A 20897-nucleotide genomic window follows, 5' to 3' on the forward strand; every position below is an offset into this window, starting at 1 on the left:
GGCGCCACTCTGACATCCCTAGCGGACAGGATCGGTCCGCTATTTCTGGCAGGGTGGGTTATATGGCCGGGGCGAACAGTGACGAGCGGGGCACGACGGAGCGGGTGCTGGCCCTGCTCGGGTTGCTGCAGCAGCGCCAGGTCTGGACCGGCCCCGAGCTCGCCGACCGCCTCGGGGTGACGCCGCGCACGGTGCGGCGCGACGTCGAGCGACTGCGCACGCTCGGCTACCGGGTGCACGCGAGCCAGGGTGCCGGCGGCGGCTACCGGCTCGGCCCGGGGCAGGACCTGCCGCCCCTGCTTCTCGACGACGAGGAGGCGATCGCCACCGCGGTCTCCCTGCTCGTCGGCGCGGGCGGCGCGGTCGCCGACGCCGGCGACGCGGCACTACGGGCACTGACCAAGCTCGACCAGGTGCTGCCCGCCCGGCTCCGGCACGAGGTGCGCGCGCTCTGCGATGCGGTGGAGTCGTTCGGCGGAGGGCGCACGCCGGTCGACCCCAAGGTGCTCGTGACGCTGGCCAGAGCCTGCCGCGACAAGGTCGAGGCCGGCTTCGACTACCCGTCCGGCAACGAGGTGCGACGCCGGATGGTCGAGCCCTACCGCCTGGTCGCCTCCGACCGGCGCTGGTACCTCCTCGCCTACGACCTCGATCGTGACGACTGGCGCAACTTCCGCATCGACCGGATGACCGACGTGTCCGCGCGGACCAGACGCTTCCGCCCGCGCGCGGCTCCCGACGCGGCGACGTACGTGCAGGAGAGTGTGACGAGCCGCGTGTACCCGCACCAGGCGCGCTTCCTCGTGCACGCGTCGGCCGACACGGTGCGGGCGCAGATTCCGGCGTCGGCGGCCGTCGTACGACCACGGGGGAACGGGCTCTGCGAGGTCGCCGGCGGCGCCGCCGACCTCGACGTCGTGCTCATGCACGTGCTCCTGCTCGGGCACGACTTCCAGGTGCTCGACCCACCCGACCTCAGACGGCGCTGTCGCCCCTTGGCGGAGAGGCTGCTGTCGGCAGGCACGACCTCACCGGTGCAGGAGACAACGGAGTCGTGAGCCGCGACAACGCTGAACGGAGCCTTTCAGACCAGGCCGGATCCGCCGTCGACGTAGAGGACCTGGCCGGTGACGTAGCCGGACTCCTCCGCGGCGAAGAAGGCGACGGCGTTGGCGATGTCGGCGGGGACGCCGCCGCGGCGGACCGGGGCGGCGGCCGCCACCGTACGGCGCATGTCGTCGATCGTGGTGCCGATGCGCGTGGCGGTGGCGGCGGTCATGGCGGTTTCGATGAAGCCCGGTGCGATCGCGTTGGCGGTGATGCCGAAGGGGCCCAGTTCGATGGCCAGGGTTTTGGTGAACCCCTGCAGGCCGGCCTTGGCGGCGGCGTAGTTGGCCTGGCCGCGGTTGCCGAGCGCCGAAGCCGACGACATGCACACGATGCGGCCGTATCCCGCCTCCACCATGTGCCGCTGCGCGAATTGGCTGGCGATGAAGGCGCCGCGCAGGTGCACGTCCATCACGGTCGTCCAGTCGTCGTCGGTCATCTTGAAGAGCAGGTTGTCGCGGATGATGCCGGCGTTGTTGACGAGGATGTGCAGCCCGCCGAACATGTCCACGGTTCCGTCGATCGCGGCCCGCATGTCCTGGCGGCTGCTGACGTCGGCGGCGAAGGCCGTCGCCGCGCCACCGGAGGCCGTGATCTCCGCGGCGACGGCCTTCGCGTTGTCGCCGTCGCGGTCGATCACGGCGATACTCGCGCCGAGCGCCGCGAGGTGGCGGGAGATCTCGGCGCCGATCCCCTGGCCGCCGCCGGTCACGACGGCGACCTTGTCAGCGAAGTCGCGCATGGAACTTCCTTCCTTGGAGGAGACAACAGCGGGTGAGAGGCTCAGCCCGTGACGGTGCCCGGAGACCGGTATCGGTCGCGGAGCAGGCGCTTGTAGAGCTTGCCCGTGGGAAGCCGGGGCAGGCTGTCGACGAAGTCCACCGACCGTGGGCATTTGTAGTGGGCGATCCGGTCGCGGCAGTAGGCGATGAGTTCGGCGGCGAGGCCGGGTCCTGCCGCGGCGGGGTCGACGAGCTCGACCACGGCCTTGACCTCCTCGCCGAGGTCGGGATGGGGAACGCCGATGACGGCGACGTCCGCCACCGCGGGGTGGGCCGCGAGAAGGTTCTCCGTCTCCTGGGGGTAGATGTTGACCCCACCAGAGATGATCATGTGGCTCTTGCGGTCGGTCAGGTAGAGGTGGCCGTCGGCGTCGAGGTGCCCGATGTCCCCGACCGTGGAGGCGAGGCCGCGATCGTCGCTGATCCGGTTCTCCGCGGTCTTGGCAGGGTCGTCGAAGTACACGAAATTCGTCGCGCCGCGGAACCACACGGTTCCGTCCACGCCGGGCGGAACGGGACGCTGCTCGTCGTCGAGGATCTCGACCTCACCGATGATCGCCCTGCCGACCGTTCCCGGGTGCGCCAGCCACTGCTCCGAGTCGCACCACGTGAAGCCGTTCCCCTCCGTCGCGCCGTAGTACTCGAGGACTATCGGGCCGAGCCAGTCGATCATCGCCTGCTTGACCGGGACGGGACACGGCGCGGCTCCGTGCACGATCCGCTCCAGTGACGACAGGTCGTAGCGGTCGCGCACCTCCCGGGGCAGCCGCAACAACCGGATGAACATGGTCGGCACCATCTGGCAGTGCGTGATGCGGTGCTTTTCGACCAGCGCGCACCACTGCTCGGCGTCGAACCGCTCCATGACGATGACCGTGCCGCCGAGGCGCAGCGCGCCCGCGACGCTCCCCTGCGGCGCGGAGTGGTACAGCGGCGCCGGGTTCAGGTATGTCAGGCCCTCACGGAAGCCCAGCAGGTCACGGACCCAGTCGAGGACCTCGTCGGCGTCGCCTGGGCGCAGATCCTGGAGCGGCCGGCAGATTCCCTTCGGCCGTCCGGTGGTCCCCGACGAGTAGAGCATGACGTTGCCGCGCTCCTCGTCCGCCACGGGCACGCCGGGGTGGCGCTCGACGGCGGCCGCGAAGGGCTCCCACCGCTCGTCCGGCTCCTCGAGCCCGACCATGAGGAACCGTTCGACCTCCGGGCACTCTTCCGCCGCCTTCACGACGACGTCGCGGAGCGTCACGGTGCCGACGAACACCCGTGCCCTGCAGTTGCCGACGATGTAGGCCACCTCGTCGGCCGTGAGGTGCGTGTTGATCAGCGTGTAGTACAGCCCGGTGCGTTCGGCCGCGGATTCGATCACGAGCAGTTCGAGGCGGTTCTCGGCCATCACCGCGATGTGGTCGCCGCGCCGCAGGCCCTGGTCACGCAGCAGGTGGGCCACCTGGTTCGCGGCGTACTCGAGCTGGGCGAACGTGAGCGACCTGCCCGAGTCCGCCATGACGACGGCGGGCTTGTCAGGGTGGGCGACGGCGTGGTGGCCCGGGTACATCCGGCGGCTCCTCGGAATGAGTGGGGACGGGAGGATGCGCTCAGGCGACGTCGAACAGCCCGGCGGCGCCCATGCCGCCGCCGACGCACATCGTGATCACCACGTGGCGGGCGCCACGCCTGCGGCCTTCCAGCAGCGCGTGGCCGACGAGCCTGGCGCCGCTCATGCCGTAGGGGTGGCCGATGGAGATGCCGCCGCCGTTCACGTTGAACCTGTCAGGGTCGATGCCGAGTTCGTCGCGGCAGTACACCGCCTGCGAGGCGAACGCCTCGTTGAGCTCCCACAGGTCGATGTCGTCGACGGTCAGCCCGTGTGCTTTGAGCAGCTTGGGGATGGCGAAGACGGGCCCGATGCCCATCTCGTCCGGCGCGCACCCCGCCACCGCGATCCCGCGGTAGACCCCGAGCGGTTCGAGGCCGCGGCGCTCGGCCTCCCGGCGTTCCATGAGGACGGAGGCCGAGGCCCCGTCGGACAGCTGCGAGGAGTTCCCCGCGGTGACGCAGGCCCTGGCCGTCACCTGCCCGTCGGGCAGGACGGTCCGCAGGCCCGCAAGCACCTCCATCGTCGTGGCCGGGCGGTTGCCCTCGTCCCTGCTCAGCGTGACGTCCTCGTAGCGGACCTCGCCGCTCTCCGCGTCGACGATCTTCTTACGGCTCGGCAACGGGACGATCTCGTCGTCGAACCGGCCCGCCTCCTGGGCCGCCGCCGTCCGCCGTTGGGAGCTGAGAGCGAACTCGTCCTGCCGCTCGCGGCTCACCTTGTAGCGCTCGGCGACGATCTCCGCCGTCTGCAGCATCGGCATGTACAGGTCAGGCACGTTCGCGACGAGCCACGGGTCCTTCGCCCGGTAGCCGTTGAGGTGCTCGTTCTCCACGACCGAGACGGACTCGACGCCGCCGCCGACCGTGATCCGCATGCCGTCGGCGAGGATCTGCTTGGCGGCGACGGCGATCGCCATCAGGCCCGACGAGCACTGGCGGTCGATCGTCATCCCGGGGACGGATTCGGGCAGCCCGGCGCGCAGCAGGCCCTGCCGTGCCACGTTCGCCCCGGACGATCCCTGCTGCAGCGCGCAGCCCAGGATCACGTCGTCGACCTCGGCGCCGTCGATCCCGGCCCGCTGGACGGCGGCCGCGACGACGTGCCCGGCGAGTTCCTGTGCCTGGGTGTCGTTGAACGCACCACGCCGCGCCCTGCCGATCGGCGTTCGAGCGGTGGAGACGATGACGGCTTCTCGCATGCTGGGCTCCCAACGGCCGCGCCCCGGAGGAGCGGACTTCGGCGATGCACGGAAGGTCGGATCCGGGCTAGGCGAATCGACAGTAACCAAAGATGAACTTGAGCTCAAGTTCTGATAGGAAGTAGGGCGACGACCACGGCCCACGCCGGCGTGCGGCCGAGAGACAGGGGCTTCCATGGGTGCTCCCGTGCGTCCGCGCACACTCGCCGACCTGCAGGACCTGATCGGAACCCCGCTCGGGCCGACCTCGTGGACCGAGGTCACGCAGGAGGCGATCGACACCTTCGCCGAGGTCACCGGCGACTCCCAATGGATCCACGTCGACCCCGCACGGGCCGCGGACGGGCCGTTCGGCACGACCGTCGCACACGGGCTCTACACCCTGTCGCTTCTTCCGGTGCTCTCGACACGGCTCATGCGGTTCGACGGATTCGCCCACAGTCTGAACTACGGCTATGACCGGATCCGTTTTCCCGCCCCGGTCCCCGTCGGCTCCCGGCTGCGGATGACCCTCACCGTCGCCGCCGCGGAACGGGCGACACATGGCGGGATCCAGATCCGGACGAGCCAGACGGTGGAGTGCGACGCCGCCGGCAAACCCGTGCTCGTCGCGGAAAGCATCGCCCTGGTTTTCGAGGCGAGCGCGTGAGCTCCCTGAACCGACGATCCAGTGAGGTACGGATGACTGACGACGAGGCGATCTCGGCCGACCTGGCCCTCAGGGTGGAACGACTGCTCGACGACGTCGACCTGGCCCGCATCGGCCGGGAGGACTTCCTCGGCGCCCGATTCGACGCGGGCCTCGCCTGGGTGCACTTCCCACCGGGCTGCGGCGGCCTGGGGCTGCCCGTCGAATTCCAGGAACTCGTCGACTCGCGGCTGCGCGCCGCGGGCGCGCCCGAACACCTGCCGGGCCGCAACGGCATCGGACGCGGCATGGCCGCACCGACCATCGCGGCCTTCGGCACCGAGGAGCAGAAGACGCGCCTGCTGCGTCCTCTGTGGACCGGCGAGCACGAGTACTGCCAGTTGTTCAGCGAACCCGGCGCGGGATCCGACCTCGCGGCCGTCGCGGCCCGCGCGGTGCGCGACGGCGACACCTGGGTGGTCAACGGCCAGAAGGTCTGGACGTCGAGCGCGCACACGGCGCGACGCGCGATCCTCGTGGCGCGCACCGACGCCGACGTCCCGAAGCACCGTGGCCTGACGTACTTCATCTGCGACATGACCGATCCCGGCGTCGACGTCCGGCCGCTACGTCAGATCACAGGTGAGGCCGAGTTCAACGAAGTGTTTCTGACCGACGTCAGGATTCCCGACGCCGATCGCCTCGGAGAGGTCGGCGAAGGCTGGCGGGTCGCGACGCTGACCTTGAACAACGAACGGGTGGCCATCGGCGGCGGCGTCCCCCGGGAGCAGGGCATGATCGGCAAGGCGGCCCAGGCGTGGCGGGAGCGGCCGGAGCTGCGCGACCCCGCGATGCACGACGAGTTGATGCGCCACTGGGTGGAGGCCGAGGTCGCCCGCCTCTCCGCCGTCCGCATGCGGCAGCGTCTCGCGGCCGGCCAGCCCGGTCCCGAGGGTTCGGCGATGAAGCTGACCTTCGCCCGCCTGGCTCAGGCGATCTCCGGGTTCGAGCTCGAACTCCTCGGCGCGGACGGCCTGCGCTACGACGACTGGACGGCGCGCCGGCCCGAGAGTGTGGACTACACCGGACGCGGAGCGGGCTACCGCTACCTGCGGGCGAAGGGCAATTCGATCGAGGGCGGGACGTCGGAGATCCTCCGCAACGTCATCGCCGAACGCGTTCTCGGCCTGCCCGCGGAACACCGGACCGACAAGGACATCCCGTGGAAGGACGTGCCCCGATGACCGACGCCGACCTGCTGTACGGCGACGTCGAAGAAGAGCTTCGCGCGAGCGTGCGCCGGCTGCTCGCCCAGCGTGTCTCCCCGGCGGTCCTGGCCGCGGCCTACGACGAGCCCGCCGGCTTGTCCGCCCTGTGGCGGGGCCTGGCCCGCGACCTGGGCGTCGCCGCCCTGCTGATCCCCGAGGAGCTCGGCGGAGTGGGCGCCACCGCGCGCGAGGCCGCCGTGGTGGCCGAGGAGATCGGCCGTGCGGTGGCACCCGTCCCTTTCCTCACCAGTTCCGTGATCGCCACTGTGGCCCTGCTCGAGGCCGGAGACCACGAGACGCTCGCGGTCCTGGCCGCCGGCGAGGCGACCGCGGCGCTCGCCCTGGGGTTCGGCGCGGCCGCGCCGCCGGTGGCGGCCACTGTGAAGGCGACCCCCGCGGGCCTGTCCGGCCACGTCGCGACCGTGGCCGATGCGGGCACCGCCACCGTGCTCGTCGTGCCGGCGGAGGGCGCCGACGGACTCGAACTGCACACGGTCACCGCGCCCGGGCCTGGGACGACGGTGACGCCGGTGCCGTCGCTCGACATGACCAGGCCCGTCGCCGACGTCGCGTTCGACGGAGCGCCCTCGCGCAGGATCGACCGGGGCGACGCGCGCGGGGCGGTCGCCGAGGCGCTGCGCGCGGGCGCCGTACTCCTCGCGTCCGAGCAGATCGGCGTCGCGAGCCGGTGTTTCGAGATGACGCTCGACTACGTCAGGCAGCGCTACCAGTTCGGCCGCTCGATCGGGTCGTTCCAGGCGGTCAAGCACCGGCTCGCCGACCTGTGGGTGGAGGTGGGGCAGGCGGGCGCCGCGGCGCGCTACGCCGCCGACACCCACGCCCGCCGGGATCCGGACGTCGCGGTCGCCGCCGCGGTCGCGCAGTCCTACTGCGGCACCGTGGCCGTGCACGCGGCCGAGGAGTGCGTGCAGCTTCACGGTGGCATCGGGATGACCTGGGAGCACCCCGCTCACCTTTACCTCAAACGCGCCAAGGCCGACCAGCTCGCGCTCGGCACTCCCTACGAGGCGCGGAGCGCGCTTGCCGCCCTGGTCGGGCTGCCGCGCGCCTGAGCGGCCGAGGGCCGGCCACATGGTTCGTGGCCGGCCTCAGCGGCCCTGGAACACCGGCGCCCGCTTGGCGGCGAAGGCCGCGACAGCGGCGGCGTGGTCGTCCGTCTCCGCGCACCGCATGATCTCGTTGACCTCGAGGTCCATGCAGGTCGGCAGATCGTGGTCGACCGCGCGGAGCACGTTGCCCTTGATGGCCGACAGTGCGACCGCGGGGCCTGCCGCGAGCGCGCGGCCCCAGTCGAGCGCCGCCTTCAGCGCCTCACCCGCCGGCACGACCCGGTTGACCAGCCCGGTCTCCGATGCCTGCGCCGCGCTCATCCGCGGGGAGAACATCAGCAGCTCCAGGGCCTTGGCGGTGCCGAGCATCCGCGTCAGAAACCACGTCGCGCCGTAGTCGCCGCTCAGCCCGACGCGGGCGAACGCCGTCACGAAGACCGAGGCCTCCGAGGCGATCCGCAGATCGCAAGCCAGCGCGAGGCCGAGTCCCGCCCCCGCCGCGGCGCCGTCCACGCACGCGATCGTCGGTTTCGCCATCGCGTGCAACCGGCCGGCGGTCGCGCGCTGGAACCGGCGCTGGCGCTCGAGCCTCTCGTGCGACGGCGCCGCGTCCGTGCCCTCCTCGGCGAACGCCTTGACGTCGCCGCCCGCGCAGAACGCGCCGCCGGCGCCGGTGAGGACGACGCACCGCACCTCATGGTCCGTCTCGCACGCTTCCAGCGCGGCGGCCAGCGCTTCCAGCATGGAGTCGCTCAGGGCGTTACGGCGTTCCGGCCGGTTCAAGGTCAGGATCGCGACACCCTGGTCGATCTCGGTGAGCAGTTCGCCGGTGCCTGTCTCAAGGACGCGTGACGCCATTTTCACTCCTTCGAAGCGGGTGAGCCGTCCGCGGCGTCAGGCGGGATGGTGAGCCCGAGCGCGGCGCCCCACAACATGGACAGTGTTCGCACCGCCTGGTCGAAGTCCACCGGTTTCGTCACCGCCGGGTTCCCGACGAACAGCGAGTACGCCGACCTGCTCACCATCGAGGTGAGCGCGATCGCCGTCGAGTAGGGGTCCAGCCCGTCGGGCAGCACACCGAGGCGGCCGACGGCGAGGATGTGCGCCTCCGTCCGGGCGAGGTAGGCCTTCGACCGCTCGGTGAGCATCTCCTGCACGCCGGGGTCGAACGTCGCCACCTGTTCGATCACCCCCATCAGCGCGGCGTTCTCCCGGTATCTGACCAGGTATCTCCTGGTGGAGCGGGCGATGCCGCGTGCGGCCTGCTCGGTGTCGCGGTATTCGACCTCGCGTGTCGTCGGCGCCGTCCTCGACAGCACGCTCGTGGCGACGACGCGGAACAGCTCCTCCTTCGTCGCGAAATGCGTGTAGAAGGTGCCGTGCGCGACCCGGGCCTCGCTCGCGATGTCGGTGATCCGCGCGTTCAGGAACCCGTCCCTTTCGAACACGCGGCGTCCCGCCTCGACGAGCGCGTCGTAGGTGCGCTGGCCTCGCGGCGTCCGCCGTACCGTCGTCACCGCGTCGGCTCCGCGGACGCCGGGACGGAAACGGCCGCGGCGAGCTCGCCGTCCGCGGCGACGCCGGTCGGCGGACCGCTTCTGCGGCGGCGCACGGCACGGACGCCGTTGTCGACGACCCCGGCGAGACCGCCGGGCAGGAAGAGCACGAAGAGGATGAAGACGACGCCGAGCAGCAGTTGCGGCTGGGCGAGCGGAACGCGGACGACGTCCGGCAGTGCGGCGACGCCCGCGGACGAGGTGATGGCGGGCAGGCGTTGCTGAAGCAACGTGTACACGACGGCCCCGAGCAATGCGCCCCACACGCGGCCGCGGCCGCCGAGAATCAGCATGATCACCAGTCCGATGGAGAAGCTCAGTGACGTTTCGCCGGGGTCGGCCGCGCCGAGCAGGATGGCATACACGACTCCGGCCACACCGGCGAGCGTCGAGGCGATGAGGGCGACCACCAGCTTGTAGGTGTAGACGGTGAACCCCATCACTTCGGCGCGCAGCTCATTCTCCCGGATCGCGCGCCACACGTGCCCGATCCGCGTCGTCGTCAGCCATCGGGCGAGCGCGAACGTGCCCACCAGGAGCGCGAGCGCCAGCCAGTAGACGTGCTTGGTGTTCACGATGCCGACCAGCGCCGCGGGGAGCTTCTCGAACGGGATGGTCACCCCGTCGGCGCCGCCGCTGCCCAGATAGTTCTGACCGATGGCGATGGCCATCAGCTGCGCGGCCGCGAGCGTCACCATCGAGTAGGCGATCAGGCTGGCGCGCAGCGCGACCGCGTTCACGATCACGGCCGCCACGACGGTGATCCCGACGGCCGACGCCGCCGCCGTCCAGAACCCCACCGGGGTGAAGGCCAGCAGCATCACGAAACCGTAGGACCCCAGCGCGAAGAACATGCCGTGGCCGAAGGAGACCAGGCCGGTGTAGCCCATCAGCAGGTCGTAGGTGATCGCGAGCGCGGCGATCACATATGCGGTCCCGAGCACCTGCAGGCTGCCGATGCCGCCCACCGTGTCGGGCAGGACGCCCAGGCCCGGCACCGCCAGGAAGGGCGCGCAGGCCAGCAGGGCAACGACGCCCACCAGCACGAGTGGTGTCACGAGTTTTCTCACCGTCACGCCCCGTTCAAATCAGCCGGATCTTCTTCCCGCCGACACCCTCGGGCCGCAGGAGCAGCATCGCGCCCATGAGGATGAAGGAGAGGATCTCGCCCAGGCCCGGATTCACGTAGAAGTTCGTGAACTGCTGCAACAGGCCCACGGCCAGCGCCGCGATCGCGGCGCCGCGCAGCGATCCGAGTCCGCCGACCACGAGCACGATGAAGGCGTACAGGAGGTACGTGTCGCCGATCGTGGTGTTGACGGCGTTCGCGTAGAGGGCGGCGAGCACGCCGCCCAGCCCGGCCACCGCCCCGCCGACCGTGAAGATCAACGTGAACGAGTGGCGGACGTCGATGCCGAGCGCGCGCACCATCTCGCGGTTCTCGACGCCCGCGCGCACCACCAGCCCGTGCCGGGTGTGCTTCAGGAACGCCTCGAGCGCGATCAGCAACAGGACCGCGACGCCGATGAGCACGAAGTCACCGCGCGCGATGTGCGCGCCGAAGATCTCGGTGGTCGTCCTGGTGAACCACGGCGGAGTCGGGACCGCCCGGCTGTCCGGCCCCCAGATCCCGTTCAGCAACGCGACCAGCGAGAACCCCAGCCCCGCCGTGACGAGCAGCTGGTCGAGGTGGTCCCGCTGGTAGAGCGCGCGGAGCAGCACCCGCTCGGTGAGGAAGGCCAGCGCCCCGCCGACCACGACGCCGACGAGCAGCGCGAACAGGAGGGTTCCGACGGACGGCCCCGCGGCGAGGCTCGAATGCCGCAGCACGAACCAGCCTGCGTACGCGCATGCCGTCAGGTAGGCGCCGTGCGCGAACGTCAGCACCCGCATCAGGCCGAAGATCAGCGCGAGGCCGGACCCGAGCAGGAAGTAGACCGCGCCGACGGACAGGCCAGTGAAGATCATCAGGATCACGTTGCTCATGAGCCGGCCCCCGATATGGCGGATTCGACGCTGAGGTAGGCCCGTACGGTCTCGTCGTCGTCGGCCAGCCGGGTGGCGGGGCCGTTGAGGACGATCGCGCCGTCGACCATCACGGCGATGTGGTCGGCCAGCCGGCGCGCGACGGCGAGGTTCTGCTCCACCATCAGCACCGTGGTCTGCCCGGCCGTGCGCTCCAGCACGTCCACGACTTCACGCACCACCACCGGGGCGAGCCCCTTGGTCGGCTCGTCGATCAGCAGCAGGTCGTTGTCGTTCAGCAGGCCGCGGGCGAGCGACAACATCTGCTGCTGGCCGCCCGACAAGGTCCCCGCCAGGTGTTTCGTGCGGTTCTTCAGCTCGGGGAAGAGCTCGTACACCAGGTCGTAGCGCGGCCGTCCGCCGCGGCGTTCCGCGATGCGGAGGTTCTCCCCCACCGTCAGTCCGTGGAACACGTCGCGGTCCTCGGGGACGTAGCCGATCCCCCGCCGCACGATGTCGTGCGTCTCCTCCTGGCCGATCTCGTCCCCGGCGAACACGACCCTGCCGGTACGGCGGACGAGCCCGAGGACGGCCCGCATCGTGGTGGTCTTGCCGACGCCGTTACGGCCGAGCAGCACCGTCACCCGGTGCCGCGGCACTGTCAGGCGGACCCCTTGCAGGATGTGGGAGTCGCCGAGATAGGCGTGCAGGTCGGTCACTTCGAGAAGGGGGTCGTGGTCCGGGTTCACAGCGGCTCCCCCAGGTAGGCGTCGCGAACCGTCGCGTCGGCGACGACGCTCTCCGGCGTGTCGAAGGCGAGCAGGGCGCCGTGGTGCATGACGGCGACCCGGTGTGCGAGCTCGAGAACGACGTCGATGTGGTGCTCGACCATCACTACGGTGGCGTCGGTGTCGCGCTGCACGTCGCGGATCAGCTGCATCAGCGACGGCAGGTCCTCGTTGTTCACCCCGGCCATCGGCTCGTCGAGCAACACGATCGTGGAGCCGCTCGCGAGCATGATCGCCAGCTCGAGCTTCCGCCGGTCCCCGTGCGAGAGCGATCCGGCCGGCGTGTGCCGGGCCCCGTCGAGGCCCACTCGCGCGAGGTGCTCGCGGATCGGGGCGAGTGCGGCGGCCGAGCGGCCCGGCGCGCGCCAGAGCCCGCCGAACCGCTGGTCCTTCGCCTGCGTGGCCAGCCGGACGTTCTCCAGGACCGTGAGGCCGAGGAAGAGGTAGGAGGTCTGAAAGGTGCGGCCGAGCCCGAGCCGGGCACGACGCGCGGGACTCGCCCTCGTCACGTCCCGGTCGTGCAACGCGACCCGCCCCCGGGTGGGGCGCATGGTCCCGCTGACGACGTTCAGCAGGCTGGTCTTGCCGGCGCCGTTGGGCCCGATCACCGCCACGAGCTCACCTGCGGCGACGCCGAACGTGACGTCGCGCAGGATCTGAGCCCCGTCGATGACGAGGCTCAGATCCTCGACCGCGAGGGCCGCGGACTCCATGTCGGTCACGTCACTGCCTCTTGATGGGGTCGGTGACGGGGGTCTCCATCTCCTCGGGCGTGTAGGCCTTCACGAGCACCGGGGTCCACGAGCCGTCCGCGCCTTCGGTGAGCCGCACGGCGAACTGCGGGGTCAGCTCGGCATGGTCGGCGGCGCGCATCGTGACCTTGCCCTGGGGGCTCGTCCACGTGTAGTCGTCCAGCGACGAGGCCATCTTCTTCACGTCGTTGCCGCCTGTCTGGACCGCGTGGACGATCATCGCCGCCGCGTTCCAGCCCGTGGGGTCGTCGTACTCGATCTGGTGCTTGCGCTGCTCCGACCAGGAGATGAGGAACTTCTCCTCGTCGTTGCCGGAGAAGCCCGGGTAGTAGTACAGGCTGAACAGCGCGTTCTCCACACCTTTCGGCCCGAGGGCCTGGCCGATCGCGGCGTAGGTCTCACGTGTGATCAGGTAGCCGACGAACCGGCTGGTGTCGAAGACCCCCTGGGCGCGCAGCGCGGCGAAGAGCTGATCGGTGCCCGCGCCGACCCACGAGCTGTAGATGTAGTCGGGGTTCTCGGCCTTGATCTGGGCAGCCACCGCGGTGAAGTTCGTCGTGGTCGTGGGCAGCAGGTGCTTGGTCGACTCGATGCCCAGCGGGTCGATCTGGGCCTTCAGCGACGTGTAGGTGTCCTGTCCGTACGCGTAGTCCTGCCCGACGTAGGCGAGCCTCTTCGACGACAGGTCCCCTTCGCCGAGCAGCTTCGGGAAGATCTTCGAGCCGTTCTTGTTCGCGTTGCCGAACACCAGCGGGCTCATGCCGGTGAGCTGGTAACTCGCCGAGCCTCCGGGCAGATAGATGACGTTGTTCTGCACCGCCTGCTGGGCGACCGGGATGGCGATCGACGAGTCGGTGATGCCGGTGAGGAACGTGGCCCCCGACGCGATCATGCTCTTGGCCTTGGCGATGCCCACCGCCGGCTTCCCCGTGTCGTCGGCGTAGGTGATCTCGATCTTGCGGCCGTCGACCGTGTTCGTGCCCTTGGTGAGGTAGTTGAGCCCGGCTTCGAGCCCGTTGCGGAAGTCGGCCGCCTGCACGGCGTACGTGCCGGTGATAGACGAGATGACGCCGACCTTGACGGTGTCGGAGCCTCCTGAGGCGGAACCCGAGGTCGAGCATGCCGCCATGGCGAGCCCCAACGGGACCATGAGCAGCGCCGCGCGAAGACGTGCGCCGGTGACGCGCATAGACACTCCTGAGTTTCTGGTGACCAGCCGTCGAACTGCGCCGCGATGCGGTGCAGACGGGAATGTGGGGACAGACCGGGGACTGTGAGGCGCGTCTCTGTCTATTTGACTATGAGGTCGGTGTCAAGTTACAGATCCTTAACGCGGCCAAACCGCCTCCCGCGACATGCCGTTTCTCCTGCTAATTCGGCGTTTTCAGCGCATGGCGAGCGGCGGCCCGAGCAGAGCTACTTGACGCTGACCTCAATCTCAGCTTGAGTGTGACCCACGTAACACTCGCGCCCTCATCCCCAGCTCAGGAATCCCTTGAGTGGATTACGGCTGGGCGGGGGCCCGGCGGGCCACGCATTCGGCCATGCGCACACCGCGAATCCCGATCCTCACAAGCGAGACCGTTTGGGAGACGGCAATGAAGACAACGATCACCTCCCTCCGCCCGCGGGCCGGCGCATGGCGCCGTCTGGCGGCCGTCGTCTTCGGTGCGGCCGCGGGCGCCGCGCTGATCGCGGCGCCCGCCCCGGCCGCGTCCGCGAGCACGCCGAGCGCGCTGTATGTCGCGCTCGGCGACTCCTACACCTCGGGTTACGGCCTGCCGACGCAACTGACCAGCCCGGCGATCATCGCGGGCTGCGGCCAGTCGTCCAGCAACTATCCGAAACTCGTGGCGGCGCACTACGGCATAGCGGTCGACGACCGCAGCTGCGCGGGCGCCACCACGGCGGCGTTCACCAACTGGCAGGGCGCCAACCCGCCCCAGACCAGCGCGCTCGGCCCGAACACCGTGCTGGTCACCATCGGCATGGGCGGAAACGACGTCGGATCCTCGATCATCACCACCTCGTGCCTGCAGGCCGGCGCCGCCAACCACAGCTGCCAGACGTCCCAGTTGAACAACCTGATCAACACCAGCCTGGCGAACCTGGCCGCCCACCTGCCCGGCGACATCGCGAACATCAGGGCGCTCGCCCCGAACGCGGCCATCGTCTACGTCGGCTATCTGACCGGTCTGCCCAGCCTGTCCACGTGGACCGCGACCGGGTGCTCGTCCAACCTGCCGTACTACCCCGGCGACATCGCCTGGCTGAACAACTTCGGGCAGCGGCTCAACAACACCATCAGGACGGCCGCCCAGTCTCAGGGCGCGATCTTCGTCGACGCCCTGAACATGAGTGCCGGCCACGATCCGTGCCGGCCCGTCGGCACCCGCTGGAACGAGGGGATCCACCCGGCCGCACCGGCGACCGCGACCTTCCACCCGAACCTCGCGGGCCACTCCGCGTACGCCTCAATGATCATCAGCGCTCTGGGAGGCTGACTTTCCTTCGGGTCCGGCCCTCGGTCGGTGGCCGGACCCGCCTTCCCCACCCGCGGTTCAGCCGGTGGTGCGCTTGGTGGAGCGGCCGCTCCGCGGTGTGCCGCGGGCGGGCTTCGCCTCAGGGCCCGCGGCGGGCTCCTCCGCCTCTTCACCGACCGGTTTTGATCTTCAGCGCGTTCACCCAGAGCCGGGTGAGCATCGAGACGAGTTCCTCGAACGGGATGTCGTCACCGAGGACGTAGGTGCCGTAGGCCATCCGGCCCACCATCGCGTCGACGGCCTTGGCCGCGAGCAGCGGGTCGAGGTCGGGATCGGCCAGGCCGCGTTCCTGCAGTTCCCTGATGCTGCGGGCGTTGCGCCGCGCGAAGGCCTCTCCGCGTTTGCGTCGCAGCTCGCGCAGGTTCTCGTCGCACGTGGCCGCCTGCTCGAGCGCGCGCATGAGCCGGGCGTTGCGGCGATACCACATCAGGTAGGCGCGGTTGCCGGCCTCGATCTCCGCGATCGGCCCGCCGCCGCGAGTCGCCGCGCGGACGTGCGGGTGCAGCGCGGAGTCCTGGACCTGCTCGAGAACCGCGGTGAAGATCTCCTCCTTGCTGTTGAAGTACACATAGAAGGAGCCGACCGAGACGTTGGCCTCGCTGCTGATGTCACTCAGACGGGCGTCGAGGTAGCCGTCGTGCTCGAAGACGCGGCGGGCCGCCGCTATGAGCCGCTCTCGCGTGCGCTGGCCGCGCGCGGTGGCGGGCAGGGGACGCTGCCCCGCGGTGTCGGCCTCGTCGGCGGCGACGTCGTGCGGGGTGTCTGCTGAGGTGGGACGGGATCGTGATGGCATGTCACCGACAGCGTAGCTGAGGATCGCGTCAACGCGAACAAGGCCGCACTACAGGCCGTCAACCACGCTTTACCAGCTCGGCGGGGTTCCGGATGACCGGAACCGGGCGGCCAAGCATAATTGACGTTGACCTCAATTTCAGATAGAACCGACGAGGTCGGCGCCCGGCCCGGCGGCGGCCTCCCCCACAGCGAAAGGTCGGTGGTGACGTGCCGTACTCGGAGATCGAGCGGCATCGCGACGACTCGGGTGTCGTGACGATCACGATGAACCGCCCCAGCAAGCTCAACGCGTACACCACGACGATGTGCGAAGAGCTGTCGGCGGCCATCGACGACTTCGCCCGCACCGACGCCGACCGCGTGCTGGTCCTCACGGGCGCCGGGCGCGGCTTCTGCTCCGGCGGCGACCTGTCCGGCCACTTCGAGGCCCTCAAGGCCACGACCCGCCAACTGGGCCACGCCGCCGTGATGCGCGAGGGCATGCATCCGGTCTCCCGCCGGCTGTTCGCCCTGGACAAACCCACGATCGCGATGGTCAACGGTCCGGCCGTCGCCGGCGGCCTCGCCCTGGCGCTGCTGTGCGACATCCGTGTCGCCGCCGACACGGCCGTCCTCGGAGACACGAGCGGCGCGGCCGGAGCGCTCCCTGACGAGGGAGGCGCGTGGCTGTTCCCGCGCGTCATGGGGTACGACCATGCCTTCAAGATGGTCGCCCTCAGCGAGAAGTACGACGCCGCCACGGCCCTGCGGCTCGGCCTGGTCACCGAGGTCGTGCCCGCCGCCGAGCTGCGTGAGCACACGATGGGACTCGCGCGGGACCTCGCGTCGCGGGCCGCCGTCACCCTCCGTATCGCCAAACGGATCATGCGGCGCGGCCTCGAGTCCACGTTCGAGGCGTCGCTCGGCGACGCCGAGATGGCGGTCGTGATGAACAACGACACCGAGGACGCCAGGGAGGGCGTCACCGCCTTCCTCGAACACCGCCGCCCCAAGTTCGAAGGCGCGTGAAACGGGATGACCGAAACCCCCCACGCGGGTGGTGAGCGCTCGGCGCCGCTGGCCGGCCGCACCGCGCTCGTCACCGGCGGGTCCCGCGGCATCGGCCTGGGAATCTCCTGCCTGTTCGCCGAACTCGGCGCGAACGTGCTCATCGTGTCCCGCCGCGAGCCCTCCCTCCTCGAGGCGGTCCGCTGCATCACGGAGACCGGCGTGGCCCCCGCCGCCGTCGCCTACCGGGTGGGCAGGGCGGATTCGGAGGACGACGCGCACGCGAGCGTCGCCTTCGCGATCGAGCGGTTCGGGGGCCTCGACATCCTGGTCAACAACGCCGCGACGAATCCCTACTTCGGGCCCCTGGTCGGGATCAGCCGCGGCCAGGCCGACAAGACCACCGGCGTCAACCTCTGGGGTCCCCTCATGTGGGTCCAGGCCGCCTGGGAGCAGTGCATGCGCGACCACGGCGGCGCGGTGCTCAACATCTCCTCCACCAGCGGGATCGACGTGGACGTCGACCTCGGCTGGTACGGCGCCACCAAGGCCGGGCTGATCCACCTCACCCGGCTGCTCGCGATGGAGCTGGCGCCGGCGGTCCGCGTCAACGCGATCTGCCCGGGCCTGGTCAAGACCGACATGTCCCGCGCGTTGTGGGAGAACGGCGAAGACGAGGTCGCCGCGACCATGCCACTCGCCCGGCTGGGAACACCCCGGGACATCGCCGAGGCCGCCGCCTTCCTCTGCTCCGACGCCGCCTCCTGGGTGACCGGGCAGACGCTGGCGGTCGACGGCGGCTATCTCGTACGGCCCTCGACATGACCGACCTCCCGGGTCTCGACCTGAGCAAGCTGGAGGTCTGGCTGGACCGGAACCGGCCCGGCCTGCGTCGAGGCGGGCTCAGCGGCGAATTGCTGACCGGCGGGAAGTCCAACCTCACCTACCGGCTCACCGACGGCGTGACCGTATGGGCGTTGCGCCGTCCGCCGCTCGGCCACGTGTTGCCGACCGCCCACGACATGACCCGGGAGTTCCGCGTGATCGGCGCCCTGCGCGGAACGGGGATCCCGGTCGCCGGTGCCGTGGTGCTCGGCGACGACCCCGAGGTCGCGGCGGCACCGTTCTACCTGATGGACTTCGTCGACGGCCGCGTCCTGAGCACCGCCGAGGACACCCTCGCGCTGTCCCCCCAGGAAGCCGCCAGGACCGGTGAGCTGCTGGTCGACACGCTCGCCGCCCTCCACGCGCTCGACCCGGAGTCGGTCGGGCTGGGGGATTTCGCCCACCCGGCCGGATTCCTCCGCCGGCAGGTGACGCGCTGGCACCAGCAGTGGCGCTCTTCGGAGACCCGCCCGCTCGACCTGCTCCAGACCACCGTGGACAGGCTCTCCACGACGGTGCCCGACGGAGCGCGACCGGCGATCGTGCACGGCGACTTCCGGCTCGCGAACACGATCTTCACGTCGGCACTCGACCGGATCGCCGCCGTCATCGACTGGGAGATGGCCACGGTCGGCGACCCGCTCACGGACCTGGGCGTGCTCATGGTCTACCAGTCACTCGCCGCCGACGGCGACTTCGGCCTCGCCCCGCTGCCGCCGGCCGCGGGCCACCTCACCGCCGCCCAAATGGCCGGACGGTACCAGGCACGGTCGTCCCGCGACCTCGGACGCCTGAACTGGTACATCGGGTTCGGCTTCTTCAAATTGGCAGTCATCTCCGAGACCATCCGCCATCGCCACCTCGCCGGACAGACGCTGGGCGCGGGCTTCGACCGCCCCGTCGACGACGTCCCGGCGATGCTCAAGGCGGCTCTGCAAGCCCTCTCCGACGATTAGGGAGACACCATGGACTTCGCGCACAGTGAGCGATCCCTCCACCTGCAGGAGAAGCTGCGGCAGTTCCTCGACGAACAGGTCTACCCCGCTGAGCCGGTCTACGAGGAGCAGGCGGCGGTCAACCGCGCGGCCGGCGCCACCTTCCGCACACCGGCCGTGCTCGCCGACCTCAAGGTGGAGGCGCGCAAACGAGGGCTGTGGAACCTGTTCCTGCCCGACGAGCGGCACGGGGCCGGGCTGAACGTCCTCGACTACGCGCCGATCGCCGAACTGAGCGGCCGCTCGCACCTGATAGCGCCCGAGGTGATGAACTGCTCGGCCCCCGACACCGGCAACATGGAACTGCTCGCCATGTTCGCCACCGAGGCGCAGGCCGAGCAGTGGCTGACCCCACTGCTCGAGGGCGAGATCCGGTCCTGTTTCTCCATGACCGAACCGGCCGTGGCCTCATCCGACGCCGCCAACATCGCCACCACCATCACGCTCGACGGCGACGAATACGTCGTCGACGGCCGCAAGTGGTGGTCGACCGGAGCGCTCCGCGAAGAGTGCAAGGTCGCCATCGTGATGGGGGTCAGCGACCCCGACGCCGCCAAGTACTCGCGCCACTCGATGATCCTGGTGCCGCTGGACACTCCCGGGGTGACGGTCGAACGCTCCACCAGCGTCTTCGGTTACGACGACGGCCCCCACGGCGGGCACGGCATCATCCGCTACGACAACGTCCGGGTGCCGCGCGAGAACCTGCTCGGCCCGCAAGGCGGCGGCTTCATGATGGCGCAGGCCCGCCTCGGACCCGGCAGGATCCACCACTGCATGCGCTCCATCGGGATGGCCGAGCGGGCGCTCGAACTGATGTGTGACCGCGCCGCCTCGCGGACGACCTTCGGGCGGCCGATCGCCTCGCACGGTGTCGTCCAAGGGTGGATCGCCGAGTCGCGCCTGGCCATCGACCAGGCCCGGCTGATGGTCCTCAAGGCCGCGTGGCTCATCGACACCGTCGGGGCCGGCAAGGCCAGAACCGAGATCTCTGCGATCAAGGTGGCCGCGCCCCGTGCGGCGAGCTACGTGCTCGACCGGGCCATCCAGGTGCACGGCGGCGCCGGTGTCTCGGCGGAGACCCCGCTCGCCGGAGCCTGGGCCCAGCTCAGGACCCTGCATCTGGCCGACGGGCCGGACGAGGTGCATCTGCGCTCGATCGCCCGTCAGGAACTGCTCCGCAGAGGCGTCGCATGACCCCGGCGGGTGCGGTCGTCGTCGTCACCGGCGGCGGCAGCGGCATCGGCGCCGCCCTCGCGACCCGGTTGGCCGCCGAGGGTGCCGAAGCGGTCATCGTCGCCGACATCGACGCCGCGGCCGCACGGTCCGTCGCCGGGCGAATCGGCGGAGTCCCCGAGCCCCTCGACGTCGCCGACGCGACCTCGGTCACCGACCTGGTGGAGCGGACGGTGGCGCGGTTCGGTCGCATCGACCTGTTCTGCGCCAACGCGGGAGTCGCCACCGAGGTCGGGCTCGACGCATCGGACGAGACGTGGAGGCGGGCGTTCGACGTCAACGTCATGGCCCACGTGTACGCGGCGAGGGCGGTCGTGCCGCACATGCTCGCCCGCGGCGGCGGGCACTTCCTGGCCACGGCCTCGGCGGCCGGGCTGCTCACGGCGCCGGCCGACGCGCCCTACTCGGTGACCAAGCACGCCGCCGTCGGATTCGCCGAGTGGCTCGCGATCGCCTACGGCGACCGCGGCATCGGCGTCAGCGTGCTGTGCCCCATGGGGGTGGCCACCCCCATGCTGATGCGGCCCCTCGAGGCCGGCGCCGCCTCCGCCAAGGCCGTGGCGGCGTCGGGAGAGATCCTCAGTCCGGAGTCCGTCGCCGACGCCGTGATCGAGGGGCTCGCCGCGGAGGAGTTTCTGATCCTCCCGCATCCGGAGGTCGGCACCTTCTGGGCGAAGAAGGCCGCACGCCCGGATCGCTGGCTGACGGCCATGCGCAGGCTCGGTGGCGAGCCCTCCTGACTGAT

At 70.5% G+C, this 20897-nt stretch carries 21 protein-coding genes; 10 read left to right on the top strand and 11 right to left on the bottom strand.

From position 1 onward, the window contains the following. Positions 1-62 precede the first annotated feature (62 nt). Complete coding sequence (locus Pka01_RS08830) at positions 63-1058, top strand: helix-turn-helix transcriptional regulator (RefSeq protein WP_203882139.1); 996 nt, start codon at positions 63-65, stop codon at positions 1056-1058. Positions 1059-1084: 26 nt separating this feature from the next. Here Pka01_RS08830 and Pka01_RS08835 read toward each other — a convergent pair whose 3' ends face one another. The 3 genes from Pka01_RS08835 to Pka01_RS08845 are packed head-to-tail and all read right to left on the bottom strand — an operon-like array spanning position 1085 to position 4684. Beyond that, a complete protein-coding gene (locus tag Pka01_RS08835) occupies positions 1085-1849 on the bottom strand; it encodes an SDR family oxidoreductase (RefSeq protein ID WP_203882140.1) in 765 nt (254 codons plus the stop codon). A gap of 41 nt (positions 1850-1890) precedes the next feature. Then, on the bottom strand, positions 1891-3444 hold the full coding sequence (locus tag Pka01_RS08840) for an AMP-binding protein (RefSeq protein ID WP_203882141.1): 1554 nt from the start codon (positions 3442-3444) through the stop codon (positions 1891-1893). Between the two features lie 40 nt (positions 3445-3484). Then, positions 3485-4684, bottom strand: coding sequence for an acetyl-CoA C-acyltransferase (locus Pka01_RS08845; protein ID WP_203882142.1), 1200 nt, complete (start codon positions 4682-4684; stop codon positions 3485-3487). Positions 4685-4859: 175 nt separating this feature from the next. Here Pka01_RS08845 and Pka01_RS08850 point away from each other — a divergent pair, with 175 nt between their 5' ends. Genes Pka01_RS08850 through Pka01_RS08860 form a run of 3 tightly spaced genes read left to right on the top strand, consistent with a single transcriptional unit; the run spans position 4860 to position 7653 of the window. Further along, positions 4860-5333: a MaoC family dehydratase gene (locus Pka01_RS08850; RefSeq protein ID WP_203882143.1), complete on the top strand. Its 474-nt coding sequence runs from the start codon at positions 4860-4862 to the stop codon at positions 5331-5333. 32 nt (positions 5334-5365) lie between these two features. Beyond that, on the top strand, positions 5366-6556 hold the full coding sequence (locus Pka01_RS08855) for an acyl-CoA dehydrogenase family protein (RefSeq protein WP_203882144.1): 1191 nt from the start codon (positions 5366-5368) through the stop codon (positions 6554-6556). Then, positions 6553-7653 carry an acyl-CoA dehydrogenase family protein gene (locus Pka01_RS08860; protein ID WP_203882145.1) on the top strand — a complete coding sequence of 367 codons (1101 nt, stop codon included), beginning with the start codon at positions 6553-6555 and terminating at the stop codon, positions 7651-7653. Before Pka01_RS08855 ends, Pka01_RS08860 begins: the two co-directional genes overlap by 4 nt. 36 nt (positions 7654-7689) lie before the next feature. Here the strand turns inward: Pka01_RS08860 and Pka01_RS08865 are convergent, their stop codons facing one another. From Pka01_RS08865 to Pka01_RS08895, 7 genes are read right to left on the bottom strand one after another with little or no spacing between them, the layout of a single operon-like run. Further along, positions 7690-8508 carry an enoyl-CoA hydratase-related protein gene (locus tag Pka01_RS08865; RefSeq protein WP_203882146.1) on the bottom strand — a complete coding sequence of 273 codons (819 nt, stop codon included), beginning with the start codon at positions 8506-8508 and terminating at the stop codon, positions 7690-7692. A 2-nt stretch (positions 8509-8510) separates the two neighbouring features. Beyond that, a complete protein-coding gene (locus Pka01_RS08870; protein ID WP_203882147.1) occupies positions 8511-9167 on the bottom strand; it encodes a TetR/AcrR family transcriptional regulator in 657 nt (218 codons plus the stop codon). Further along, positions 9164-10264 (bottom strand): branched-chain amino acid ABC transporter permease, encoded by a 1101-nt coding sequence (locus Pka01_RS08875; protein WP_203882148.1) that lies wholly within the window; start codon positions 10262-10264, stop codon positions 9164-9166. The genes Pka01_RS08870 and Pka01_RS08875 overlap by 4 nt, the downstream gene beginning before the upstream one ends. A gap of 25 nt (positions 10265-10289) precedes the next feature. Next, complete coding sequence (locus Pka01_RS08880) at positions 10290-11192, bottom strand: branched-chain amino acid ABC transporter permease (RefSeq protein WP_203882149.1); 903 nt, start codon at positions 11190-11192, stop codon at positions 10290-10292. Then, complete coding sequence (locus Pka01_RS08885; RefSeq protein ID WP_203882150.1) at positions 11189-11920, bottom strand: ABC transporter ATP-binding protein; 732 nt, start codon at positions 11918-11920, stop codon at positions 11189-11191. Before Pka01_RS08885 ends, Pka01_RS08880 begins: the two co-directional genes overlap by 4 nt. Further along, the gene (locus Pka01_RS08890; RefSeq protein WP_203882332.1) at positions 11917-12672 is read right to left on the bottom strand and encodes an ABC transporter ATP-binding protein; all 756 of its coding nucleotides are present in this window, start codon (positions 12670-12672) and stop codon (positions 11917-11919) included. The genes Pka01_RS08885 and Pka01_RS08890 overlap by 4 nt, the downstream gene beginning before the upstream one ends. A 10-nt stretch (positions 12673-12682) precedes the next feature. Then, positions 12683-13900 (bottom strand): ABC transporter substrate-binding protein, encoded by a 1218-nt coding sequence (locus tag Pka01_RS08895; RefSeq protein WP_203882151.1) that lies wholly within the window; start codon positions 13898-13900, stop codon positions 12683-12685. A gap of 409 nt (positions 13901-14309) precedes the next feature. Here Pka01_RS08895 and Pka01_RS08900 point away from each other — a divergent pair, with 409 nt between their 5' ends. Beyond that, positions 14310-15215, top strand: coding sequence for an SGNH/GDSL hydrolase family protein (locus Pka01_RS08900; protein ID WP_203882152.1), 906 nt, complete (start codon positions 14310-14312; stop codon positions 15213-15215). A gap of 148 nt (positions 15216-15363) precedes the next feature. Here the strand turns inward: Pka01_RS08900 and Pka01_RS08905 are convergent, their stop codons facing one another. Then, complete coding sequence (locus Pka01_RS08905) at positions 15364-16047, bottom strand: TetR/AcrR family transcriptional regulator (protein WP_203882153.1); 684 nt, start codon at positions 16045-16047, stop codon at positions 15364-15366. Positions 16048-16256: 209 nt separating this feature from the next. Here Pka01_RS08905 and Pka01_RS08910 point away from each other — a divergent pair, with 209 nt between their 5' ends. The 5 genes from Pka01_RS08910 to Pka01_RS08930 are packed head-to-tail and all read left to right on the top strand — an operon-like array spanning position 16257 to position 20892. Further along, positions 16257-17057, top strand: coding sequence for an enoyl-CoA hydratase/isomerase family protein (locus tag Pka01_RS08910; protein WP_203882154.1), 801 nt, complete (start codon positions 16257-16259; stop codon positions 17055-17057). A 6-nt stretch (positions 17058-17063) separates the two neighbouring features. Next, positions 17064-17861 (top strand): SDR family oxidoreductase, encoded by a 798-nt coding sequence (locus tag Pka01_RS08915; RefSeq protein ID WP_203882155.1) that lies wholly within the window; start codon positions 17064-17066, stop codon positions 17859-17861. After that, positions 17858-18877: a phosphotransferase family protein gene (locus tag Pka01_RS08920; RefSeq protein ID WP_203882156.1), complete on the top strand. Its 1020-nt coding sequence runs from the start codon at positions 17858-17860 to the stop codon at positions 18875-18877. The genes Pka01_RS08915 and Pka01_RS08920 overlap by 4 nt, the downstream gene beginning before the upstream one ends. Positions 18878-18886: 9 nt before the next feature. After that, a complete protein-coding gene (locus Pka01_RS08925; RefSeq protein ID WP_203882157.1) occupies positions 18887-20113 on the top strand; it encodes an acyl-CoA dehydrogenase family protein in 1227 nt (408 codons plus the stop codon). Then, entirely contained in the window at positions 20110-20892 is a 783-nt protein-coding gene (locus Pka01_RS08930; protein WP_203882158.1) for an SDR family oxidoreductase, read from the top strand. Before Pka01_RS08925 ends, Pka01_RS08930 begins: the two co-directional genes overlap by 4 nt. The last annotated feature ends 5 nt before the right edge of the window (positions 20893-20897 follow it).

The organism is Planotetraspora kaengkrachanensis (genome assembly GCF_016862895.1).
Lineage (GTDB): Bacteria > Actinomycetota > Actinomycetes > Streptosporangiales > Streptosporangiaceae > Planotetraspora > Planotetraspora kaengkrachanensis.

Bases quoted from the DNA above. Each gene is read 5' to 3' on its own strand.
- Pka01_RS08895 (WP_203882151.1), bottom strand. From the start codon at position 13,900: ATGCGCGTCACCGGCGCACGTCTTCGCGCGGCGCTGCTCATGGTCCCG.
- Pka01_RS08865 (WP_203882146.1), bottom strand. From the start codon at position 8,508: ATGGCGTCACGCGTCCTTGAGACAGGCACCGGCGAACTGCTCACCGAG.
- Pka01_RS08915 (WP_203882155.1), top strand. From the start codon at position 17,064: ATGACCGAAACCCCCCACGCGGGTGGTGAGCGCTCGGCGCCGCTGGCC.
- Pka01_RS08855 (WP_203882144.1), top strand. From the start codon at position 5,366: ATGACTGACGACGAGGCGATCTCGGCCGACCTGGCCCTCAGGGTGGAA.
- Pka01_RS08840 (WP_203882141.1), bottom strand. From the start codon at position 3,444: ATGTACCCGGGCCACCACGCCGTCGCCCACCCTGACAAGCCCGCCGTC.
- Pka01_RS08860 (WP_203882145.1), top strand. From the start codon at position 6,553: ATGACCGACGCCGACCTGCTGTACGGCGACGTCGAAGAAGAGCTTCGC.
- Pka01_RS08830 (WP_203882139.1), top strand. From the start codon at position 63: ATGGCCGGGGCGAACAGTGACGAGCGGGGCACGACGGAGCGGGTGCTG.
- Pka01_RS08890 (WP_203882332.1), bottom strand. From the start codon at position 12,672: ATGGAGTCCGCGGCCCTCGCGGTCGAGGATCTGAGCCTCGTCATCGAC.
- Pka01_RS08900 (WP_203882152.1), top strand. From the start codon at position 14,310: ATGAAGACAACGATCACCTCCCTCCGCCCGCGGGCCGGCGCATGGCGC.
- Pka01_RS08905 (WP_203882153.1), bottom strand. From the start codon at position 16,047: ATGCCATCACGATCCCGTCCCACCTCAGCAGACACCCCGCACGACGTC.
- Pka01_RS08850 (WP_203882143.1), top strand. From the start codon at position 4,860: ATGGGTGCTCCCGTGCGTCCGCGCACACTCGCCGACCTGCAGGACCTG.
- Pka01_RS08925 (WP_203882157.1), top strand. From the start codon at position 18,887: ATGGACTTCGCGCACAGTGAGCGATCCCTCCACCTGCAGGAGAAGCTG.
- Pka01_RS08930 (WP_203882158.1), top strand. From the start codon at position 20,110: ATGACCCCGGCGGGTGCGGTCGTCGTCGTCACCGGCGGCGGCAGCGGC.
- Pka01_RS08920 (WP_203882156.1), top strand. From the start codon at position 17,858: ATGACCGACCTCCCGGGTCTCGACCTGAGCAAGCTGGAGGTCTGGCTG.
- Pka01_RS08835 (WP_203882140.1), bottom strand. From the start codon at position 1,849: ATGCGCGACTTCGCTGACAAGGTCGCCGTCGTGACCGGCGGCGGCCAG.
- Pka01_RS08880 (WP_203882149.1), bottom strand. From the start codon at position 11,192: ATGAGCAACGTGATCCTGATGATCTTCACTGGCCTGTCCGTCGGCGCG.
- Pka01_RS08845 (WP_203882142.1), bottom strand. From the start codon at position 4,684: ATGCGAGAAGCCGTCATCGTCTCCACCGCTCGAACGCCGATCGGCAGG.